16 protein-coding genes are annotated in these 18662 nt (G+C 57.2%); 12 read left to right on the forward strand and 4 right to left on the reverse strand.

Annotation, left to right across the window (positions count from 1 at the left end; genetic code table 11):
• The 3 genes from HMPREF2756_RS03920 to HMPREF2756_RS03930 all read left to right on the forward strand — a co-directional run bounded on the left by HMPREF2756_RS03920 (position 1) and on the right by HMPREF2756_RS03930 (position 4749).
• Positions 1–456 (forward strand): hypothetical protein, encoded by a 456-nt coding sequence (locus HMPREF2756_RS03920; RefSeq protein WP_004005199.1) that lies wholly within the window; start codon positions 1–3, stop codon positions 454–456.
• Positions 457–599: 143 nt separating this feature from the next.
• Positions 600–4427, forward strand: coding sequence for a DEAD/DEAH box helicase (locus tag HMPREF2756_RS03925; protein ID WP_070618533.1), 3828 nt, complete (start codon positions 600–602; stop codon positions 4425–4427).
• A gap of 46 nt (positions 4428–4473) precedes the next feature.
• The gene (locus HMPREF2756_RS03930; protein ID WP_070618536.1) at positions 4474–4749 is read left to right on the forward strand and encodes an ATP-binding protein; all 276 of its coding nucleotides are present in this window, start codon (positions 4474–4476) and stop codon (positions 4747–4749) included.
• A gap of 36 nt (positions 4750–4785) precedes the next feature.
• Here HMPREF2756_RS03930 and HMPREF2756_RS03935 read toward each other — a convergent pair whose 3' ends face one another.
• Complete coding sequence (locus tag HMPREF2756_RS03935) at positions 4786–4992, reverse strand: FmdB family zinc ribbon protein (RefSeq protein ID WP_004005195.1); 207 nt, start codon at positions 4990–4992, stop codon at positions 4786–4788.
• 151 nt (positions 4993–5143) lie between these two features.
• The gene (locus HMPREF2756_RS03940; protein ID WP_070618539.1) at positions 5144–5827 is read right to left on the reverse strand and encodes a 5-formyltetrahydrofolate cyclo-ligase; all 684 of its coding nucleotides are present in this window, start codon (positions 5825–5827) and stop codon (positions 5144–5146) included.
• A 187-nt stretch (positions 5828–6014) separates the two neighbouring features.
• On the opposite strand from HMPREF2756_RS03940, the gene galU reads away from it, so the two are divergent.
• From galU to HMPREF2756_RS03975, 7 genes are all read left to right on the forward strand, one after another.
• A complete protein-coding gene (galU, locus tag HMPREF2756_RS03945) occupies positions 6015–6920 on the forward strand; it encodes a UTP--glucose-1-phosphate uridylyltransferase GalU (RefSeq protein WP_070618628.1) in 906 nt (301 codons plus the stop codon).
• 282 nt (positions 6921–7202) lie between these two features.
• Positions 7203–9500, forward strand: coding sequence for a hypothetical protein (locus HMPREF2756_RS03950; protein WP_070618542.1), 2298 nt, complete (start codon positions 7203–7205; stop codon positions 9498–9500).
• A 489-nt stretch (positions 9501–9989) separates the two neighbouring features.
• Positions 9990–10460 carry a DedA family protein gene (locus HMPREF2756_RS03955; RefSeq protein ID WP_070618545.1) on the forward strand — a complete coding sequence of 157 codons (471 nt, stop codon included), beginning with the start codon at positions 9990–9992 and terminating at the stop codon, positions 10458–10460.
• A 65-nt stretch (positions 10461–10525) separates the two neighbouring features.
• Positions 10526–11515, forward strand: coding sequence for a LysR substrate-binding domain-containing protein (locus HMPREF2756_RS03960; protein ID WP_070618548.1), 990 nt, complete (start codon positions 10526–10528; stop codon positions 11513–11515).
• Between the two features lie 30 nt (positions 11516–11545).
• Complete coding sequence (locus HMPREF2756_RS03965) at positions 11546–12037, forward strand: NUDIX hydrolase (protein ID WP_070618551.1); 492 nt, start codon at positions 11546–11548, stop codon at positions 12035–12037.
• Positions 12037–13149 (forward strand): glycine betaine ABC transporter substrate-binding protein, encoded by a 1113-nt coding sequence (locus HMPREF2756_RS03970; RefSeq protein ID WP_239652910.1) that lies wholly within the window; start codon positions 12037–12039, stop codon positions 13147–13149. Before HMPREF2756_RS03965 ends, HMPREF2756_RS03970 begins: the two co-directional genes overlap by 1 nt.
• 7 nt (positions 13150–13156) lie before the next feature.
• Complete coding sequence (locus HMPREF2756_RS03975; protein WP_070618554.1) at positions 13157–14380, forward strand: pyridoxal phosphate-dependent aminotransferase; 1224 nt, start codon at positions 13157–13159, stop codon at positions 14378–14380.
• 112 nt (positions 14381–14492) lie between these two features.
• On the opposite strand, the gene HMPREF2756_RS03980 is transcribed toward HMPREF2756_RS03975, so the two are convergent.
• Complete coding sequence (locus tag HMPREF2756_RS03980) at positions 14493–14774, reverse strand: exodeoxyribonuclease VII small subunit (protein ID WP_048751915.1); 282 nt, start codon at positions 14772–14774, stop codon at positions 14493–14495.
• 22 nt (positions 14775–14796) lie between these two features.
• Positions 14797–16107, reverse strand: coding sequence for an exodeoxyribonuclease VII large subunit (gene xseA, locus HMPREF2756_RS03985; RefSeq protein ID WP_070618631.1), 1311 nt, complete (start codon positions 16105–16107; stop codon positions 14797–14799).
• A 128-nt stretch (positions 16108–16235) separates the two neighbouring features.
• Between xseA and HMPREF2756_RS03990 the strand changes: the two genes are divergently transcribed.
• Both HMPREF2756_RS03990 and HMPREF2756_RS03995 read left to right on the forward strand, forming a co-directional pair.
• The gene (locus HMPREF2756_RS03990) at positions 16236–17480 is read left to right on the forward strand and encodes an MFS transporter (RefSeq protein WP_070618557.1); all 1245 of its coding nucleotides are present in this window, start codon (positions 16236–16238) and stop codon (positions 17478–17480) included.
• A 27-nt stretch (positions 17481–17507) separates the two neighbouring features.
• On the forward strand, positions 17508–18593 hold the full coding sequence (locus HMPREF2756_RS03995; RefSeq protein WP_013397544.1) for a 4-hydroxy-3-methylbut-2-enyl diphosphate reductase: 1086 nt from the start codon (positions 17508–17510) through the stop codon (positions 18591–18593).
• Positions 18594–18662: the final 69 nt, after the last annotated feature.

The raw sequence follows: 18662 nt of genomic DNA on the forward strand, positions 1-18662 counted from the left end.
GTGATCGCAATCCTCGAACTTATCAATAATCCGCAGAAAATGCGTCGATACCTTTTCTGGTATCTCATTATCATGCCTCTGGCGCTCTTTGCGTGGATTCTGTTGGGCGCCGCCAACTCCGGCTTGGATTTCAAAGCTGCGATCAATATTCCGTTTTATGCTGTAGCATTTTTGAACGGGTGCCTGTCGATTCTATTCGCGGGACTACTCAAATTTGCTGCGAGCGAGAATGAACACACCGAACGCATGATTGCCTTCTACACCCTGGTGATGCTGGTGTTTGCAGGGAACCTGCCCGGTGCCCTGCTTGCGTTCTTCCTTTGGTGGGCACTGCGCGAGGCTCCTGAGGAACCCTTCGCCCCCAATTATCGATGGGTTTTTATCGCCTCGATGATTTTCCTCGGGCTGGTAACCCTTCTCGTACTTTTCGCAAATATACGCCTCTGGTCGGCATGATAACGGTACGTGAGGAACGCCCGTTCCCCGACCTGATCCGTGGAAAAGCATATCGGATACACGGGAATTAGCTAGAGCCTCCGTATGATGTTATGTAAGATTATCCCCACACTCACCACGAATCATCCAAGGACGAGCACACTGTGAACGAAACCCCGGATACACTGGAGAACACCGCTGCTAAGGAACCCCGCAGCGCCGAATTCCAGTCGGAATACCTGGTTCCCAGCTCTCCCGCCTTCGACCCCTCGGCGGGTCTTGAACGCTGGGCGCAGCAGATGGACGTGTATACCGGGCCGGATGCGATGCTCGACTTCAACCAGGTCGATTACGTACACATCAATCTCAGTGACGCTAACCCTTCCGGGCTTGCGCAGCTGTTGGCCGGACGCAAAACACGTCTTTCCACCCTGATTCGCGATAAGTCTCTGCTGGGACATGAGATGCGTGCCGCGCGTACCCTGCGCACCAAAATTTATGAGCTCTCGACCGGGCACGGGCTCGATGCCGGGTATTTTGTGGCGGGCACCGCATCATGGTTATCGCATGCGATGCGCGATGATGCCAAAGCCTCTGAAAAACGGTTTATCGCGCCAATTCTGATGGCGCCGCTGAACCTGACACCGCATCCGACAAGCGATGATTTTGAGCTGCAGCTAGCTGGTTCTGCACGCCTGAACCCCGCTATGGTGCGCCAAATCAAACAGGAATATGAGATCGACCTGGGCACTATGGATGTTGCGCAGCTCGCCAACTCAATGTCACGCCTGGACCCTGAACCCGTGATCGAGCGGATGCGTGCCTCCGCCGGGCGTATTCCAGGGATGACCATAGAATCAAAGTATTTTATCTCAACCTTTGCAGATCTGAAGGAAAGCATGGGGGAGCTGCCGCACACTGCGCATACCCCGCTCGTGCGCGATCTTGCGGCGCTCAAAGTTCCCGGTGCGCAGCCGCGCGAGATGAACGCGCACAACCTGCAGCAGCCCCTCAATCAGCGCGATCCCGCCCAAGAAACGCTGCTGTTCGACGCAGACCCCGTGGCGCAGAATATTATTGATACCGCCGCCAGCGGATTTTCGATGACTGTGACAGCCGCACCCGGAACAGAACCGTTACGCACCGCCGTAAATATCGCCTCAACCCTGATGGGGCGCGGAAAGTCGGTTCTGGTCGTGGGAGAAAAACGTTCGACCCTCGCATCCTTCAGCGAGCTTCTGGGACGCACCGGGCTCAACGATCTGCACTACGATCTGCTGGCAGAACACACTGCCGAAGATCAGCGAACCGAGTTTATTCGCGCTATCGTGCGTAACGAGAATACCGCAGAGCCTAATTCCACAAACCTTAATCGTGAGCTGATCGAAACCCGCACAGCGCTCACAGATCACACGCACGCACTGACGGCGCGCGACCCGCTGTGGCATATTTCTATCAGTGAAGCCTTGCAGCGAGTGGCCCAACTCGCCGCTGAGGAGAGCTCGCCGCAGACCCAGGTGCGTTTTAGCCGTCAGCTGCTTGACACCCTGCAAGACCGCGAAGCCATTACCGCCGATATTGTGCGTTTTGCGGAACTGAACGGGTTCACACGCGCAACCCGCACTTCGCCCTGGCATCGTGCCCGTCTGCTTAACGAAGACGAGGCGGCGGATGCCTACGCCCTCGTCATTACCCTGCGTTCCTCACTTCTTTCCCTGCGCGAGGCGATGAATGCCATGAACGCGGACCTGCATCTGCGCCGGGCACGTACTATAGCCGATTGGGATGCGCAGCTTGCTATTCTGATTCGCATTCGGGAAACTCTCAAGCGCTTCCGGGCAGAGGTGTACGACCGCCCGGTGACCGACCTGATTGCGGCCACCGCATCCGGCTCATGGCGACGGGAAAACCGTATCGACATGAGCAGTATGCAGCGTTCGCGCCTGCGTCGAGCGGCAAAAGAGTATATTTTGCCGGGAGTGCATATTGGCGATCTGCATGAACATCTCAAAGTTGTGCAGACCGAGCGCGCCGAGTGGATTCGGCTTCTTGATTCGCCCAGCACCCCGAAGATTCCCGAGAACCTGGATGCTTTGGCGAATGCCCTGCACTCGCTGGGCTCGGAGCTTTCGGGGCTTGAGATCATACTCCCTGATACCGCCGAAGGCGTCGACTTTGTGCATACGGATCTTGACCAGCTCGAAGCCCGCCTGGATGCTCTGCTTAACGACCGCGAAGTGCTCATGAGTCTGCCCGAACGTGACGTACTCTTAGGGCGGCTCACGAATGCGGGTCTGAGCGATTTTCTGGACGAGCTGGGTGAGCGTGAGGCAAACGCATCCGAGGTGACATCGGAACTCGAACTTGCGTGGTGGCAATCCGCACTTGAAGAGCTTCTGGAACAGCACGCCGAAAAAATTCTTGACGGCGACGAGCTGCGCGATATTGAGGCTCGTTTCCGCCGCGTGGACTACGCCCATATGTCGAGTGCCCAGGCGCGTTTGTTGGCGCATACGGCACGGTTGTGGACGGAACGTATCGAAGAATTCCCCGAGCAGGCTTCGTATCTGAAGAGTCAGCTGCGCGGCCGTGAGTTTGATCTCGAGTCGCTTCTGGTGAATGCCCCGGTCATGGCACGTACCTTGCTGCCGCTGTGGACTGCCAGTCCGTTTTCGCTGGCGCGCCGGGTTCCCATGTCGATGCGTTTTGATGCGGTTATCCTGCTGGATGCTGAGTCCACCCCGCTGGCGGCTAACCTTCCAGCGATTACGCGCGCGGATCAGGTAATCGCCGTGGGCGACCCTCATGCCGGGTTCCCTGCGCCGTTTATTGTTTCGGCGCCAACTTCGGGTGCACCAGCATCGGATTCTCACCGGTTGGAGAGCACTTTTGGGGCGCTTTCACGTCTGCTTCCGAACCGCACGCTCTCGCTCGTGCATCGTCCCTTTGACCGCGTGCTTTTCGACTACCTGAATCGGGAATTCTATGGGTCTCACCTGCGCGAAATTCCGGTGAGCCCGGCATCCCGCAAGCCCGTGAGCACGCTGAGTATTGAGTATATTGATACGCGCGGGAAAGTGAGCGATAACGCGAACCTGGAATCCCCGAGCGTTGAAGTGGACCGTGTAACCCGTTTGGTGCTTGAGCACGCCTACCGCCGCCCCGAACGTTCTTTGGCGGTGGTGACGGCGAGCCCGAAGCATGCCCAGCGGATTGCCGGGGCGGTGCGCCAAGCCTTGAATACGTACCCGCAGCTTGCCGAGTTTTTCAAGCCCGGTACCGAGTCTTTCCGGGTGGTGGATGTGAACCGCGCGGGGTCGCTGGAACGCGATACCGTTATTTTCTCGCTGGGTGTGGGGCGTGCCCGGCTGGGACAGAGCTCCCATAATCTGGGGCTGCTATCGGGCCCGCACGGTCGTGAAGGCTTCGTAGTGGGGCTCACTCGCGCACGGCGGGCCACGCATATTGTTAGCTGCGTGAGTCCAACCGATATGAATGCGCAGAAACTCCACGAGGGTGCGCTGGATCTATACCGGTTGATGCTCGCCTATGAGGAGAACCAGCAGCAGATTGCGGCGCAGACTCCACGCGAGGACGTTCTTGCGTCTAACGCCTGGCTAGAGACTGAGGACGAGCCAACCGACCCGGTAACGCAGGACTGGCTGCTTAACGATGCAGTAGCACGCCTGCGCGAACGCGGCGTTCGGGTGCGGCCCGGCGAAGACGAGATAGCCTTTATCGCGCTGGCACCGCAACAGCTCATTCATACCGAATCTGAACAGGAGAGCGCACAGCGGATGCCGCTCATGGTGGGGTCGGATGTGCTGTTTGATTACACGACCGAGAGCGTGCGTGAGCATACTCGCCTGGTTCCTGAAAGGTTGAGCCGCACGGGCTGGAACTACGTAACCCTTAACACCTTGGAGGTTTTCGCCGATCCCGAGGCAGTGGTGGCGCGTATCCTACGGTATTTGGGTATATATGCAGACTAGGCGCTTCTGCACCCTCCCGGCAGCGCAGAGCTGAAAGGACGAACCTATGGGTGAGTATTCTCCAACACCGAAACCGCGCAGAGGCCATCGTCGTGCCAGCGGGGGAGGCACATTAGCAGGGGACGAGCCGCGCATCGCGGGCGTGAACGCACCGCTTCATGCGAATACGCCAACGCCTGCACGCAAAGAGACCTCCGGGAAGTCAGCCGCGAATCGAGGAAACCTACGGCATGCCCGCGGCTCGGCGCAGGAACATTTAACCCCTGAAGAACGTGCCCGTCTAGAGTGGATGCGCGAACAAAAACCCCCGCACTGGGGCTAGTGCCGCAGTACAGGGAGGGAACGATTCTTCGTGTGACTACTCTGCTTGAGATGAGCTTGAGCTGGAACCTTTATCGGTGCTGTAGAACCCGGATCCTTTGAAGACGACGCCCACGGTGTTGAAGCGTTTGCGAAGTGTGTCTTCACCGCATTGCGGGCAGGTGCGCAGGGCGTCCTCGCTGAACGACTGGCGTTTCTCGAAAGCGTGCCCACAGTTTTTGCACTGGTAAACGTAGACCGGCATGGTTCTCCTGAATGACAGATCCTAGGGCAGCCGCGAGCGCGGCGGCTGCCGTGTGTTGCGTATAGAGTGTACCGCGAACCTCACCCGGTTTCGACTTGGGTGGCGTGCCGCGCGGGGCTTAGCGCAGGCAGAATGTTCTTAAGTTCTCGGTCTAGAGCGCGGAATCGCCGAGGGGCTCTATACCGTTCTCGGTCAGCACGCGGGGGAGCACGGCATCCCATTCATCGTAGGGAATGCTTTCGAGCACTTCGTGGGAAAACACCACGCCTACGGTGCTCTCACGCAGTTTATCTGCCGAAAGGGCAGGGATGATGCGGTCATAGTAGCCTCCGCCCTGCCCTAGACGGCGGCCGTTGCGTGCATAGGCGAGCGCCGGAACTAGCCGCAGGTCGGCGGCAACAAAAGCCTGGGTGTCATACTCTTCGCCTTCGGGCTCGGCAATGCCCAAGCTATTGAGCGGATGCTCCACGTGTGGGTCCCAGACAACCCAGGCGAGGGTGCGTGCCGGGCGTACTACGGGCACCAGGATGCGGTGCCCGCGCGCGTGCAGGTCGTGAAGCGCTGCGGTGATAGGCGGTTCGGAGGCGGTGGGCAGGTACGCCGCGATAGTTTGCGCCTGCGCGTCCTTGGGGATCAGCGAAAGAATATGGTCGCGGTATTGCTGTTTCATCTGCTCGTGTTCCGCCGCTGTGCGGGCGTTTTTGGTGATCAGGCGTTGCGGGCGAATTTGGGAGCGCAGTATCTGCTTGTCGAGGGCGGTATCTTCGGGAGTTTTGCCGTGGGGTGCATCGTTGCTCTCGTGCGGGGTGGATACGGTGCTGGGCTCGGGTTTCATGGTTCTCCTAGGTGAGTGCTTTCACCATTGCGATAATGTTGTGCGGCGAGTGCGATGCTCGGCGATATCTTATAGCGCCTAACCTGCAAAGGTACAGCGGGGTATTTTTAAATTCTTGCACGAAGGTACGTGTCAAATTGTAGTATTACAGGCTGTGAAAGAGGGTGCATGAGTTATGCTTATTGGTATGACTAAAGTATCTAAGTCTGTCACTAAGGCTGTTATTCCGGCGGCTGGTCTGGGGACCAGGTTCTTGCCCGCAACGAAGGCGACTCCTAAGGAAATGCTTCCGGTCGTTGATCGCCCCGCAATTCAGTACGTGGTAGAAGAGGCAATCCGCGCCGGCCTGAACGATGTTCTTATGATTACCGGCCGTAACAAGCGTGCGCTTGAAGACCATTTTGACCGTGTTCCGGTCCTAGAAAGTCAGCTGGCCGAGCAGGGTAAAGACGCCCTTCTGAAGGCTGTTGAAGCAACGAATAAGTTGGGCGAACTGCACTATGTGCGCCAGGGCGACCCTAAAGGTCTGGGCCATGCAGTTTTGCGCGGCAAGGTACATGTGGGGGATGAGCCCTTCGCGGTTCTGCTGGGCGATGACCTGATCGACGAAAAAGAGGATTTGCTCTCGCAGATGGTCGAGGTTCAGCAGGCTACCGGCGGCTCCGTGATCGCGCTTATGGAGGTTCCCCGCGAGTCTATCTCCGCCTACGGTGCCGCTGCTATTGAGGCGGTTGAAGGTCAGGACGGCTACGTGAAGGTCACCGGTCTTGTTGAGAAGCCCGCCCCCGAGGAAGCACCCTCCAACTTTGCGGTGATTGGTCGCTACGTGCTCAGCTCGAAGGTATTCGAGGTGCTGGAAAACACGGCTCCGGGCCGCGGCAACGAAATTCAGCTGACCGATGCACTGCAGACTTTGGCAGTCGGCACCGGCGAAGGTGAGGGCGTATACGGTGTGGTCTTCAAGGGGCGCCGCTTCGATACGGGGGATAAGCTCTCGTATCTGAAGGCAAACGTTATTCTTGCTTCCGAACGCGAAGATCTCGGCCCTGAACTTCGTGAATGGCTGAAAGAATTTTCCGATAAGAACTGCTAATCACTCTTTGCATAATCTCTAGTCCTATCAGGGGCGATAGTTCGGTTTTATGACCTGCTGTCGCCCCTGATTCATTTACGTAATGTTCGACTGTGTTCGATAGTATTTATACATGCACGGGAAATGTGCTGAGCGCATATTTTCTAGAAGAGCCCTGAATAATCCAGGTTTCTTTGGTATATTTTCGCACGGTATACGTAGATGAATGCGAACACTGTCCTGTACTAGGTAAGATGAAAAGTCCTAGGTTTTATAAATGTTAGCTTGAAGGGATAGATACACATGACGATTTTGAGCACGTCGGGTGTTCTCGTAGTTTTAGCGGTCGTCATGCTGTTGTGGTTTATACCGCGGAATATGCGTCGTGCATCCGCCGCAGACACCCCCGAACAGACGGTTGTAAACCCACATTCCATGACTGATGATGTTCTGACCTCGCATTCCATTCTTTTTTCTGAGGAGTCCGCAGTGCCCGGTTCTGACCCCAAGAAATCCAACGCCGCGAGCGGAAACGTGCCCCCGCTCAGTGAAGAAGAGACGAGCGCCGCGCTCTCCGATCTGCGCGAAGCCTCGCCGGTCGAACCTTTTACCAGCCCTGTGCCCGTTTTAGAACAGAAACCTTGGTTGCCGGAACGCCTGCATCGCTTAGGAACCCTGCGCCTGACCCTGCTCGGTATCGGCGCGCTGGTGGCACTTATTCTGATTTTCTCGCTGATTCTCTCACTCATGGGGTGGCTGCCGTGGAGCGCCCCCACGGTTTCCTTCGTGGCGCTCGCGGGGATCGGCGGTGCCCTCTACTACTTGGGGCAGCCTAAGGATGGACACGAAGAATTTGATGCGGTGTATCCCGAAACCTCCGGGCATAATGCGCTGCCCATCGAGGATGAGGTTGCCGAAGAGGAATTCGCGCAGGATGAGGCACACGAGTTAGACGCCGAGGAACCAGAAGAAACCTCACCGAGTCGTTCTTCCAAGGCCAGCAGGTGGGGTTCGCTGCGCTGGAACTCGGGGCGCGCATCCCGCAAATCTACGCTAGAGGAAGAGTCTTCAGAACAGGGTGTTCCCTCAGACCACGCGCCACAGATCGGTGCCGATGAATTCGCAGCCGAACCTCATGAACTGAGCGAAGAGCCGGTGCACGAGGAATACGTCGAATACGCTGAATCGTACTCAGCTGAGGACGCGCAGCAGCACTTTTCCGGTACTTCGCACGCCCGCAGGCTTCCGGCGCAGTTGCACCCTAAGTACCCTCCGCAGCATGCTCCCGAACCCGTTCTGTACGACGAGGAGCAGGGCGCAGATCATGAAGCTTCATACGAGCAAGCTCCTTCCGTGCACGCGTTTTCAGTATCGGCAGAGGAGGCTCCCGCACAGGATGTTTTTGCGCAGCCGAAGAACCTGCACCGCGCGCCCGCACGCCAGCTCGAGGCGCAGCGGCACGAAACCCGTTTTGTCGGGTCTGCATCTGCTCAGGGGCAGACCCCGCGCCGTCCGGCACGCATTCCGGGAACGCATCTGCGCCCGCTGGAACGCGCGAGTGAACTTTTCGATCAGGAAGTTCAGACCACTCCAACCGGGCAAATCCCGGTGACTCCCGCACCCGGAAATACTGCGGATACTCCGCAACGCGAAGGTGCTGTGCCGAGGAACGGATTCTTAGAATCAGCACCCGCGAATACAAATCAGACTCAGGGTCATTCCGCGCCCTCCGGTATGAGCAATACTTCTGCTCAGGATGCGGCATTCGACCCCGACATGCAGGATCACGCGGATGACTCTGCACGTTCCGCACCGTATCGTGGTGCAGCGCATAATCCATACTTCACACAGCCGCAGAATACCGCGCAAAATCCGTATGCTGCGCCAGCTCAGGGCTACGGTACACACCAAGGGCAGCGTGTGGGGCAACATCAGGGTATGCAGCAAAACCAAAACATAGGCCAGAACCGGCAGGCGGCTCAGACAGGCTTAGGACAGCAGAGTCTCGGCGAGCAGCAGGGATATGGTCAGCGCAGCTTTGCACCGCAAAACCAGAAGCATCAGACCTCCACGGCTCAGCATGCGAGCGCTAAGAATGTCGGGCCTGGATTTGCGCCTTCGCGCTCTGTAGCAGAGGAGAAGAATCTTCCTCCTGCAGGGTTCACCCCGCAGGGAGCTATCCGCCCCATGAACCAGGAACCTCCGCGGTCGCAGCGTCCGATGGGAACCACCACAGGCTCAGGTGCGCAGAATTCACGCTTCCAGCAGGGACCGGCGACCGGTTCTGTTCCGGTAGGAGGCGGGTCTGGGTTTATGAATACGAGCCAATTCGATGTTCCGGTTCCGCTTGATCTCGACGATTCTGAGTTCGAGCCTCTCGATATTATTCCGGTCGTGGATGAACCCGGCGAGCGTTCGGGCTCCGCCTCGAACGCATCCGCGTCCTATAAGCGGGGGAATATGCCGGGGACGGGGGCATCTTTCACCGGGGTATCGCAGAAAACATGGACCCCCACGCAACTTCCGAAGCCGCTGAGCTCTTTGCATCAGAAGAAGCCCAATGGAAGTGACGGCGGCCCAAAGAACGGCGAGCAGAAGTAACGGTTCGTTGGATCTCTAGGTTATTTCTGCACCAGAGTAAAAAGGCTCCCCAGATATATGGGGAGCCTTTTTACGTACCCTGGGAAAAGAATGAAGCGAGTAATTCAGTAAGGATGCTTGCATAGGGAAAGGAGGAGGTTCCATCTGGAACCTCCTCCTTCGCATCACACACAGGAAGAAAAGTCTTCAAAACCGTATCTAGGAGGCCTTCCCACAAGGCGTATCCTATTTGGTAATAAAAATATAACCTAATTTTGAGGTGTCTGCCAACTGCAAATCCCGGAAAAATAGCGACACTCCGTCAGTATATTTAGGATTGCCTAACCGAACACCCCGTGTTTACGGGGATAGACCCCAATAATAAGGTGCGGAAAAAAATTTAAAATTTTTTTTGATCGCGGGATCATGTGCACTACGCAGAACCTCAGAGCAACATATGTACACCCTTAGCTGATGAGTATCATACCCAAAACATGAGAGAATGAGGGGGTGAAAGAATGGTTTGCGGCTCTGCCTCTCGAACTTGCCGTCGTCATCATGTGGGGCATCGGTATTTTGCGCACCAGCATCGTCTACGCCCTGGGCTACCTTGCCGCCACAGGAAGCGCGCGCCTAGAGCGCATCCGTAACGCCATGCAGACCCCGCTCTACACACGAGCCACCGCCATGATCAACCGGTGGGGAGCCTACGCCGTGCCGCTGTGTTTTCTGACAGTCGGGCTACAGACCGCCGTCATCATGACCACGGGGTTCACAAAAATGCCGATGCGCCGCTGGCTGCCCGGCATGCTTCTGGGCACCCTGATATGGGCGATTATCTACGTCACTATCGGGTTTACCCTCCTTGCCGCCTTCGGATTTGAGCCGTGGATGGTGCCACTCATCTTTGTCACGCTTATTCTGATCAGCGTGACAGCCTCAAAGATCCGCACCTATATTGCTGATAAGCGGCAGTCTTAGCCCGTTTTTACTGTATATTCCACGGATACACCCCGCGTACCCGCCCGCTGTGCTAGCGTGGTGGCATGAGTGAAAACAGCACCAACGCACGGGCAGAAGAAAAAGCAAGAGCCGACGAGCTTCCCCACCATATCGCAAATCTTCTCTACACTCCGCAGGCACTACCCGCCCAGGTGCTTGAACGCTCTGAGCTGCGCATTGCCTATGTGCCGGGAATTATGCCCGGAAAATGGTTCACCCGCTGGCATGAGCGCTACGGCGACCGCGCGCCCCTGGCTGAAATTCCGGTGGGGGAGGGTCTGGGAATTCAGGCCCTTACCACAGAGCTTTCCACCTCCCAAAGTGCAGAACCGCTTGCACACATGGCGATTTTGCGCCCCAACCACGAACCGCGCAGCAGAGACACAGACGAATACCACAGCATCAGACTGTACGAAGAAGTACCCGTGCTGATCATGCCCAGCGACCACGTGCTCACGGTGTTTGACGAGGTGAGCTTTGAAGACCTCGCCGAAGAATTTCTGCTTCACGGCCCCGACGATTACCCCGCCTGGGCTGAAGCCTCCAGTACATGGCGCGTCGAAAATCCAAGGTTCCTGCCCAAATTTACCGGCGATCGTGAGGCTCTTGAGCTCGTTGCCGCAGGAATTGGTCTGTACATTGCACCCATGTCCGTGGCGCGATTCTACCATCGCAAAGACCTCACCTATCGCCCGATGCGCGGCCTTGAACCCTACCCGGTGACCCTCACTTGGAGGCGCGCGCCGGCGGAGCATCCGCGCCCCGAAAGAGAAGAAACCCTGATCCAGGACTTTATCGGTATTGTTCGCGGGCGAACCGCATCCAGCGAGCGAGGAAGTGAGACGAAGCAGAGCCGCGCTAAGCGCATTGCTGATGAGAAAGCAAAGACGAAAGCGAAAAACCGTGCCGCCAATGCCCGCCGTGAGGCTCGTGATCGGAAGAAATCGAACGCCAAAAAGAGCGGAAATCTCCGAGAATATGCCCGTCACAACGCTCAAGCCGCCCGTGCGCGGCGTGCCGGAAAGAAACGCTAAAGCGGTAAACTTAACATCATGGCATTGGTAATGGAAACCCGTCCCGCAGCCTACGCGGTCATTATCGAGCAGGGCAAACTGCTCATGACCCGCTGGGTGCCCGAGGACCGCGCCCAAAGCCCGCTCTGGTCGCTGCCCGGCGGAGGCATGGAACCGGGCGAGCAGGCCGATGAAACCGCCCTGCGAGAAACCCTCGAAGAAACCGGGTACAGCGTTGCCATCGAAGATATTTTGGGAGTGCACGCCGGGCATTTTCCCGCACGTAACGGGCTCTCCGACAGCACGCTGCCGTTCTGCGCCCTGCGCATCGTCTACCGCGCCCACGTGGTCACCGGCGAGCTGCGCGCCGAAGAGAACGGTTCTTCCGACAGCGCCCGCTGGGTGCCTATCGCTGAACTCGATACCCTGCGCTACGGCACTCTCATCGACGAGGTCGCATCCATGATGGGCTTTCAAAATGCCGCCGCTTGGTCGCGCGAATACCAAGAATTTCTTGCCGACGAGAACGCGAGGAAAATCTAGTGCATTACCCAAACCGCCCCGCACCTACCCGCCGCACCATGATAAGCGCCTTAGCCCTAGCTCCGCTTCTTGCCGCCTGCTCGTCAGAGGACGATAAACCAAAAGTGGATCCTTCAGCATCAAGCTATGGAACCCTGCGCGTGGGAATCGGTGCCCTGCGCGAGATGCGGGCGGTCGCATACCTGTACGCTCAGGCGCTTCGCAACGTGGGATATAACGTTGAAGTCGTCACCAACGAAGACAGCCGCAGCAAATTTCTGGATGCGCTCAAACAGACCGAAGCGAACACCCCCGAACCAGACACGCTGGACCTTGTCATCGATTACAGCGGCGATTTGCTTCTGCATCTTACGAACGACGGCAAACTTAGCCCCGCACAAATTCAGGCGGAACGCCAGGCCGCCAGTGCCAGCGCATCCGCGGCGAGTGCCGGGGTCACACTACCGCCAACCCCCACCAACACGCCTTCGCATGATGCGTCCGCCTCCGAAGGCGCAACCGCAAGCCCCAGCGGAGCCATTAACGCGCGCGCACTGAATATTACCGATACTGTTGCCGCTATTAACCGTGTGCTCCCCGAACACCTGGAACTTCTAGACGTTGCTAATGCCCAAAACCGCGATGTTCTCGTGACCACTCGCCAAAATGAAGTGCAGCATAAACTTCGCAGCCTCGCCAATCTTGCGGATGTAAAAGCTACCCTAAGTTTTGCTCTCACCAGCGGATACACCAGCAGCAACTACGGCGTTGCAAGCCTCAAAACCGTCTACAAATACACGGTCGAAAACCCTATTCTCAACGAAAATTCGGCAGAACGGGTGAGTATGCTCAGCAAAGACACCGCGCAGGTGGTTCTTTTGCACAGCGCAGACCCGGCGATTGAGGATAACCGCTTCACAACTCTCGAAGACCCACAGACTACGCAGCTGAACCAACAACTTCTTCCGATTGCGCGTCGTAACCTGCCAGATAGTGCACGCGAAGCTATAAACCGCGTATCATCTACATTAGATACGGGAAACCTATCGTTCTTGCTTCGTCTTACGAGCGGTACCAACCCCATCGCTGACGACGAGGCCGCGAAATTCTTATTAGAGCATCCAAGGAAGTAATGTAACTATGACGAAGTACCGTCAGTCCTCAAAGCTGAACAACGTCCTCTACGATATTCGCGGACCTATTCTCGAAGAAGCCAACCGCATGGAAGCGCTTGGCCACCGCATCCTCAAACTCAATATTGGTAACCCTGCCCCCTTCGGATTTGAAGCGCCGGATGCGATCATGATGGATATCATCCGCCACCTGCCCGTCACACAGGGGTACTCTGATTCCCACGGCCTGTACTCGGCGCGTACCGCTATTGTGCAGTACTACCAGAATCGCGGGATTCTTGACCTTGACACCAACGACATATATCTGGGCAACGGCGTTTCGGAACTGATTCCTATGACCCTGCAGGCACTATGCGAACCGGGCGATGAAATTCTGGTTCCGATGCCCGACTACCCGCTGTGGACCGCCTCCACCACGCTCGCAGGCGGCAACCCCGTGCATTACCTGTGCGACGAAGAGAACAACTGGTACCCGGATATTGAAGACATCAAGTCGAAGATTACCGAGCGCACCAGGGGCATTGTGATTATTAACCCCAACAACCCCACCGGTGCCGTGTACTCCCGCGAGATTCTGCAGCAGATTGCTGATGTGGCGCGCGAACATGAGCTCGTGGTCTTTGCCGACGAAATCTACGAGAAGATCACCTACGAAGGCGCCGAGGCTATCAACATGGCCACCATCACCGGTGATGATGTGCTCTGCATGACCTTCTCGGGGCTTTCCAAAGCATACCGCGTCTGCGGTTACCGCGCCGGATGGCTCGCCATTACCGGGCCAAAAGAGGACGCTAAAAACTATATCGAGGGCATTACCCTACTTGCGTCGATGCGCTTGTGCTCTAACGTGCCCGCCCAGCATGCAATTCAGACCGCACTCGGCGGCTACCAGTCCATTGACGAACTTGTTGCCCCCGGCGGGCGTCTCTACGAGCAGCGCACCCTGGCGTATCGTATGCTCAACGAAATCGACGGCATTACCTGTGAACAGGCCGATGGCGCGCTCTACCTGTTCCCCAAAATTGATACCGAAAAGTTCAACATCAAGAGCGACGAACAGTTCATACTTGACCTGCTCAAAGATCAGAAGATTCTCTTCAGCCACGGCAGCGCCTTCAACTGGCATAAGCCCGACCACTTCCGCCTGGTTTTCCTGCCGGATGTGCAGACCCTCAAGAGCGCGCTTGAGCGGCTGGGTAACTTCATGGCGGATTACAAACAAAAGAATTAGCGGGGTTTGCTAGGCGGTTTCCCGCGCTAGTTCACACCCACTCCTACTGCTCTTGATGTGTTATCAAACGGATTTTTTCACGCCTGGTAACACATCAAGAGCTTTTTACGCCCTAGTCTTCGGACTCGGAACCCTCAGATTCAGCTTCTTCATCCGTTGTATCTTGAGTGTTACGCACCGCGTGCAGGCGTTCCCGGGCACCCTCAAGCCAGGCTTCACACCGAGAAGCTAACGCCTCACCGCGTTCCCACAGGGCTATCGAAGACTCCAAATTTGAGGTGCCAGATTCCAGCTGCCGCACCACGTTCTCAAGCTCGGAGCGCGCCTGTTCATAGCTCAGGGTCTCGACGGGAGCGCCCAGCTCTTCCGTATGAAAACTAATATTCTCAGACAATGTTGTACCTTCCACCAGAGAGTTATAAATCAAGATTTGAGTCGTATGTTTTGACCACGCTGACCTCGGCGCCGCCCACCGCCGCGCGCATTGTCAGCTTGTCATGGACCGATAGAGTCGTGGCATCGCGTACCAGTTCACCATCGGCGCGCTGTACAATCGTGTACCCGCGCTTGAGCGTTTCCACGGGCGAGAGTGCCCGCACCCGGGCAATCGTATGCGAAATCGCGTCCCGTTCGCGCGCCACACGGTACTCCACCGAACGGGCGGCTCGCTCCCGCAGCCGAAAAATATCCTCACTGCGCCACCCTAAATCCGTTTCCGGCTGGGTCAGCACCGGGCGCTCATGCAGCTGCCGAATATACTGCTCCTGATAGTTCAGGTAACCCAAAACCGCGCGGTCGGCACGCGCTCGCGCCTCACGAATAACCGCCAATTCCTCGGCGACATCAGGCACAATACGCTTACCCGCATCGGTGGGGGTAGAGGCGCGAACATCCGCGACGGCATCCAGAATCGGGCTGTCTGCCTCATGCCCAATTGCTGAAACGACCGGAGTTTGCGCCGCCGCCACGGCACGTACCAGAGCCTCATCCGAGAACGATAGCAAATCCTCAAACGAACCGCCGCCGCGGGCGATCACAATCACATCAACCTCAGGAAGCGCATCCAACTCACTCAGCGCCGCCATCACCTCGCTCGCCGAGCCTTCGCCCTGGACCTTCACGTTCCGTACCTCAAACTGCACTCCGGGCCAGCGTAGCGAAGCATTGCGGATCACGTCTTTTTCGGCATCGGAATCGCGCCCGGTAATCAGTCCCACACGATGCGGCAGCAACGGGAGCGGCTTCTTGCGAGCATCCGCAAACAGCCCCTCAGCGGCCAGCTTTTCACGCAGTATTTGCAGCTGTTCGTGCAGGTTACCCGTGCCCACCGCATAGATGCGTCGTCCAATCAGCGAGAGCCGACCGTTCTTCCACAGGCTGGGCTTCGCTAAGGTCACCACCCGCGCGCCAACCTTCACATCCGAACCCAGGCCGCGCCCCGCCTGACCGAACAGGGCGAGCGTAAACGAAAAATCTTCCTGCAGATCCTTCAGCTCGATAAAGACGTTCCCGCCGCGCCCGTTGAGGGAAGCAACCTGCGCCTCAACCCACAGCTGCGGAACCTTATCGATATAGTTCTTCATATTCTGAGCCAGAAGCGCCAGAGGCCAAGGATTCTGCGGTGTAGTCTCCTGCGACTTTGCAGGAAGCTGCCGCTCAGCCGCAGGCGGCACAATCGGGGGAGCCGAGTGCGGGTATTCATGGTGCGCTGCCGAAAAATCAGTCATAACCCCATTCTCTCCCACAGCCTGCGATTTTGCCCATCTTTCGGTCATGCGCGTACTCTTCACGTCACAGTTTCCGCTGAGGGCACACTCATTCAACCTTTTCTGCCGAACCCGGTAATCTGTAACCTATGGGTGCACATGACGACCCCCAACCCCACGAACCCAAGCGCACGATCAAACTTGAGGTTCCAGAGGACTCACCAGACACCACCCGCGTATTGCCCGAACCTCCGCGCGATGACTACCGGGTTATCTCCAGCGAACCGCATGATCTTGAGGGCGCAGATGAAACCACCACGCTCTTATCTGCCCCCGAGATAAACCAGCAGACGCGAGTGCTCAACGAGTCCTCGGACGTGCCGCGCCCGCACAGCGAAACCCCGGAACCGACGGGTGCTCCCGTAGCCAACCTGGCGAATCAGAAACCGCAGCGGCACGTACTGGAGCCCACCAGCGTCTCAAAGCTGCGGTACGCTCTGGCGATTCTTGCCGCATCCTTGAGTATTCTGTGCGCGCTAACGGGTTCGGTTGCCAGCTGGGTCAATCAAAACCTCATCAGCCAATCCGGGTTCAACCAGCTCAGCACCCAGCTGGTGGAAGACCAAGACTTTCAAAAACGAATTGCCGATGCCGCCGTCACCGATGTTATGAACTCTGATGCGGTCAAACGAGTCTTCCCCGAATCCGGCAACAACTTTCTCACACAAATTCTGAGCACAAGCCGCGGCGAGGTGAAAAAACGCCTCAGCGAGAATGCACAGAGGCTCACTGGAACCTCCGAATACCGCACCATGTGGCGGCAGGTTGCGGCAGATACACACACCTACAACCTGGCGCATCCTGATGATCCAGCCGCGCTCGACATCAGCGCCTTCTACCGTGAGCTTGATGCGCGTGTGGGCAGCATCGGCATATACGACCCCGATATTTCATCCTGGGGAAAACACCTGATATCTATTGACCGTGACGGAAACCCCGTGCAGCATGCGGTGCAGCGGGCGCAGTGGGTTGGAAGTATGTTCGGGGCACTGATCGCAGCAAGTATTATCGGTCTAGCGATCGCCCTGATTCTGCTTCCGCGCGGACGCTTTGTGCTTCTGACCTGTGCGTTCTTGATTCTTGCGGCGGGTCTGTGGATTCTGAGTGCGGTCATGGCGCAGCAAACCCCGCAGATGCTTGGGCTCAGTACCGACAGCACGGTGGGAACTGTTTTCTTGGACGGCCTAGTCAATACGGCGCGCCCCATGCTGACGGGGCATCTGAACTCGCTCGCAAGTTACAGTGCATGGGCGGCCGTGGTCTCGCTTCTGGGTGGTATTCTTGCCAAACTCATTGCGCTCACTGCGAGCGGCACCACAGTACGCACACACTAGAGGAACAAACAACGTAGGATAGTAGTCATGTCCACTGAAACCATTTCCCTCGGTCTGCCGCCGCTGCCGCGCACCCGCCGAAGCCGCGCCGATATTGAGGCTGCAAACCCCGTCACGAGTGCCAAAAAGGTGCTGCTGGCCACCCCACGCGGGTACTGCGCCGGCGTTGATCGTGCCGTGATCGCCGTTGAAAAGGCTCTCGAACACTACGGTGCCCCGGTGTACGTGCGCAAACAGATTGTGCACAACCGTCATGTGGTGGAAACCCTCGAACAGCAGGGTGCTATTTTTGTGGATGAAGTGGACGAAGTGCCCGAAGGGTCCGTGACCGTATTTTCGGCGCATGGAGTTTCTCCAGCGGTTGTATCTGCCGCAGGGGACAGGCAGCTGAACACGATTGATGCGACCTGCCCGCTGGTGAATAAAGTGCACCGTGAGGCTGTTCGCTTCGCAAAACAGGACTACGATATTCTGCTCATCGGGCATACCGGGCACGAAGAAGTAGAAGGTACCGCCGGTGAAGCACCCGAACATATTCAGATTGTGAATTCGCCTGACGAAGTGGATTCGGTTACCGTGCGCGACCCAGAGAAGGTCGTGTGGATTTCACAGACTACCCTCTCCGTGGACGAAACCCTAGAAACCGTGGCGCGGCTGCGCGAACGGTTCCCCTCCCTTCAAGACCCGCCCTCAGACGATATTTGCTACGCAACCTCAAACCGCCAGGGCGCTATCAAGGAGATCGCCCCGCAGTCAGATTTGGTGATCGTGGTCGGGTCTGCGAACTCTTCAAACTCTGTGCGGCTCAAAGAAGTCGCGCTTGAGTACGGTGCCAAGCGTGCCGAACGTGTGGACTTCGCGCATCAGGTGGACGAATCCTGGTTTGAAGGTGTGGCGACCGTAGGGCTGACTTCTGGCGCATCGGTACCCGAGGTGCTGGTGCAGGAGGTACTGGCGCTACTGGCTGAATACGGGTACGAGAACATCGAAGAGGTAGAAACCGCTAAGGAAGACATTCTCTTCTCCCTGCCCAAAGAGCTGCGTGCCGCCCTGAAAAATGACGAAAATACAGGTCGTCAGCTGGGAGGCCGCGGGGCAAAACCCACGCGATAGTTCGCACCTTACACGAACTTACAAATCCGGGAGCGTTTTCTTCATTCGGGAGCAGTTAAAGTGCTCCCG

It is taken from the genome of Rothia sp. HMSC067H10, assembly GCF_001810635.1.
GTDB classification, from domain to species: Bacteria; Actinomycetota; Actinomycetes; order Actinomycetales; family Micrococcaceae; genus Rothia; species Rothia dentocariosa.

Bases quoted from the DNA above. Each gene is read 5' to 3' on its own strand.
- HMPREF2756_RS03930 (WP_070618536.1), top strand. From the start codon at position 4,474: ATGGGTGAGTATTCTCCAACACCGAAACCGCGCAGAGGCCATCGTCGT.
- HMPREF2756_RS03935 (WP_004005195.1), bottom strand. From the start codon at position 4,992: ATGCCGGTCTACGTTTACCAGTGCAAAAACTGTGGGCACGCTTTCGAG.
- HMPREF2756_RS03940 (WP_070618539.1), bottom strand. From the start codon at position 5,827: ATGAAACCCGAGCCCAGCACCGTATCCACCCCGCACGAGAGCAACGAT.
- galU (WP_070618628.1), top strand. From the start codon at position 6,015: ATGACTAAAGTATCTAAGTCTGTCACTAAGGCTGTTATTCCGGCGGCT.
- HMPREF2756_RS03950 (WP_070618542.1), top strand. From the start codon at position 7,203: ATGACGATTTTGAGCACGTCGGGTGTTCTCGTAGTTTTAGCGGTCGTC.
- HMPREF2756_RS03960 (WP_070618548.1), top strand. From the start codon at position 10,526: ATGAGTGAAAACAGCACCAACGCACGGGCAGAAGAAAAAGCAAGAGCC.
- HMPREF2756_RS03965 (WP_070618551.1), top strand. From the start codon at position 11,546: ATGGAAACCCGTCCCGCAGCCTACGCGGTCATTATCGAGCAGGGCAAA.
- HMPREF2756_RS03975 (WP_070618554.1), top strand. From the start codon at position 13,157: ATGACGAAGTACCGTCAGTCCTCAAAGCTGAACAACGTCCTCTACGAT.
- xseA (WP_070618631.1), bottom strand. From the start codon at position 16,107: ATGACTGATTTTTCGGCAGCGCACCATGAATACCCGCACTCGGCTCCC.
- HMPREF2756_RS03990 (WP_070618557.1), top strand. From the start codon at position 16,236: ATGGGTGCACATGACGACCCCCAACCCCACGAACCCAAGCGCACGATC.
- HMPREF2756_RS03995 (WP_013397544.1), top strand. From the start codon at position 17,508: ATGTCCACTGAAACCATTTCCCTCGGTCTGCCGCCGCTGCCGCGCACC.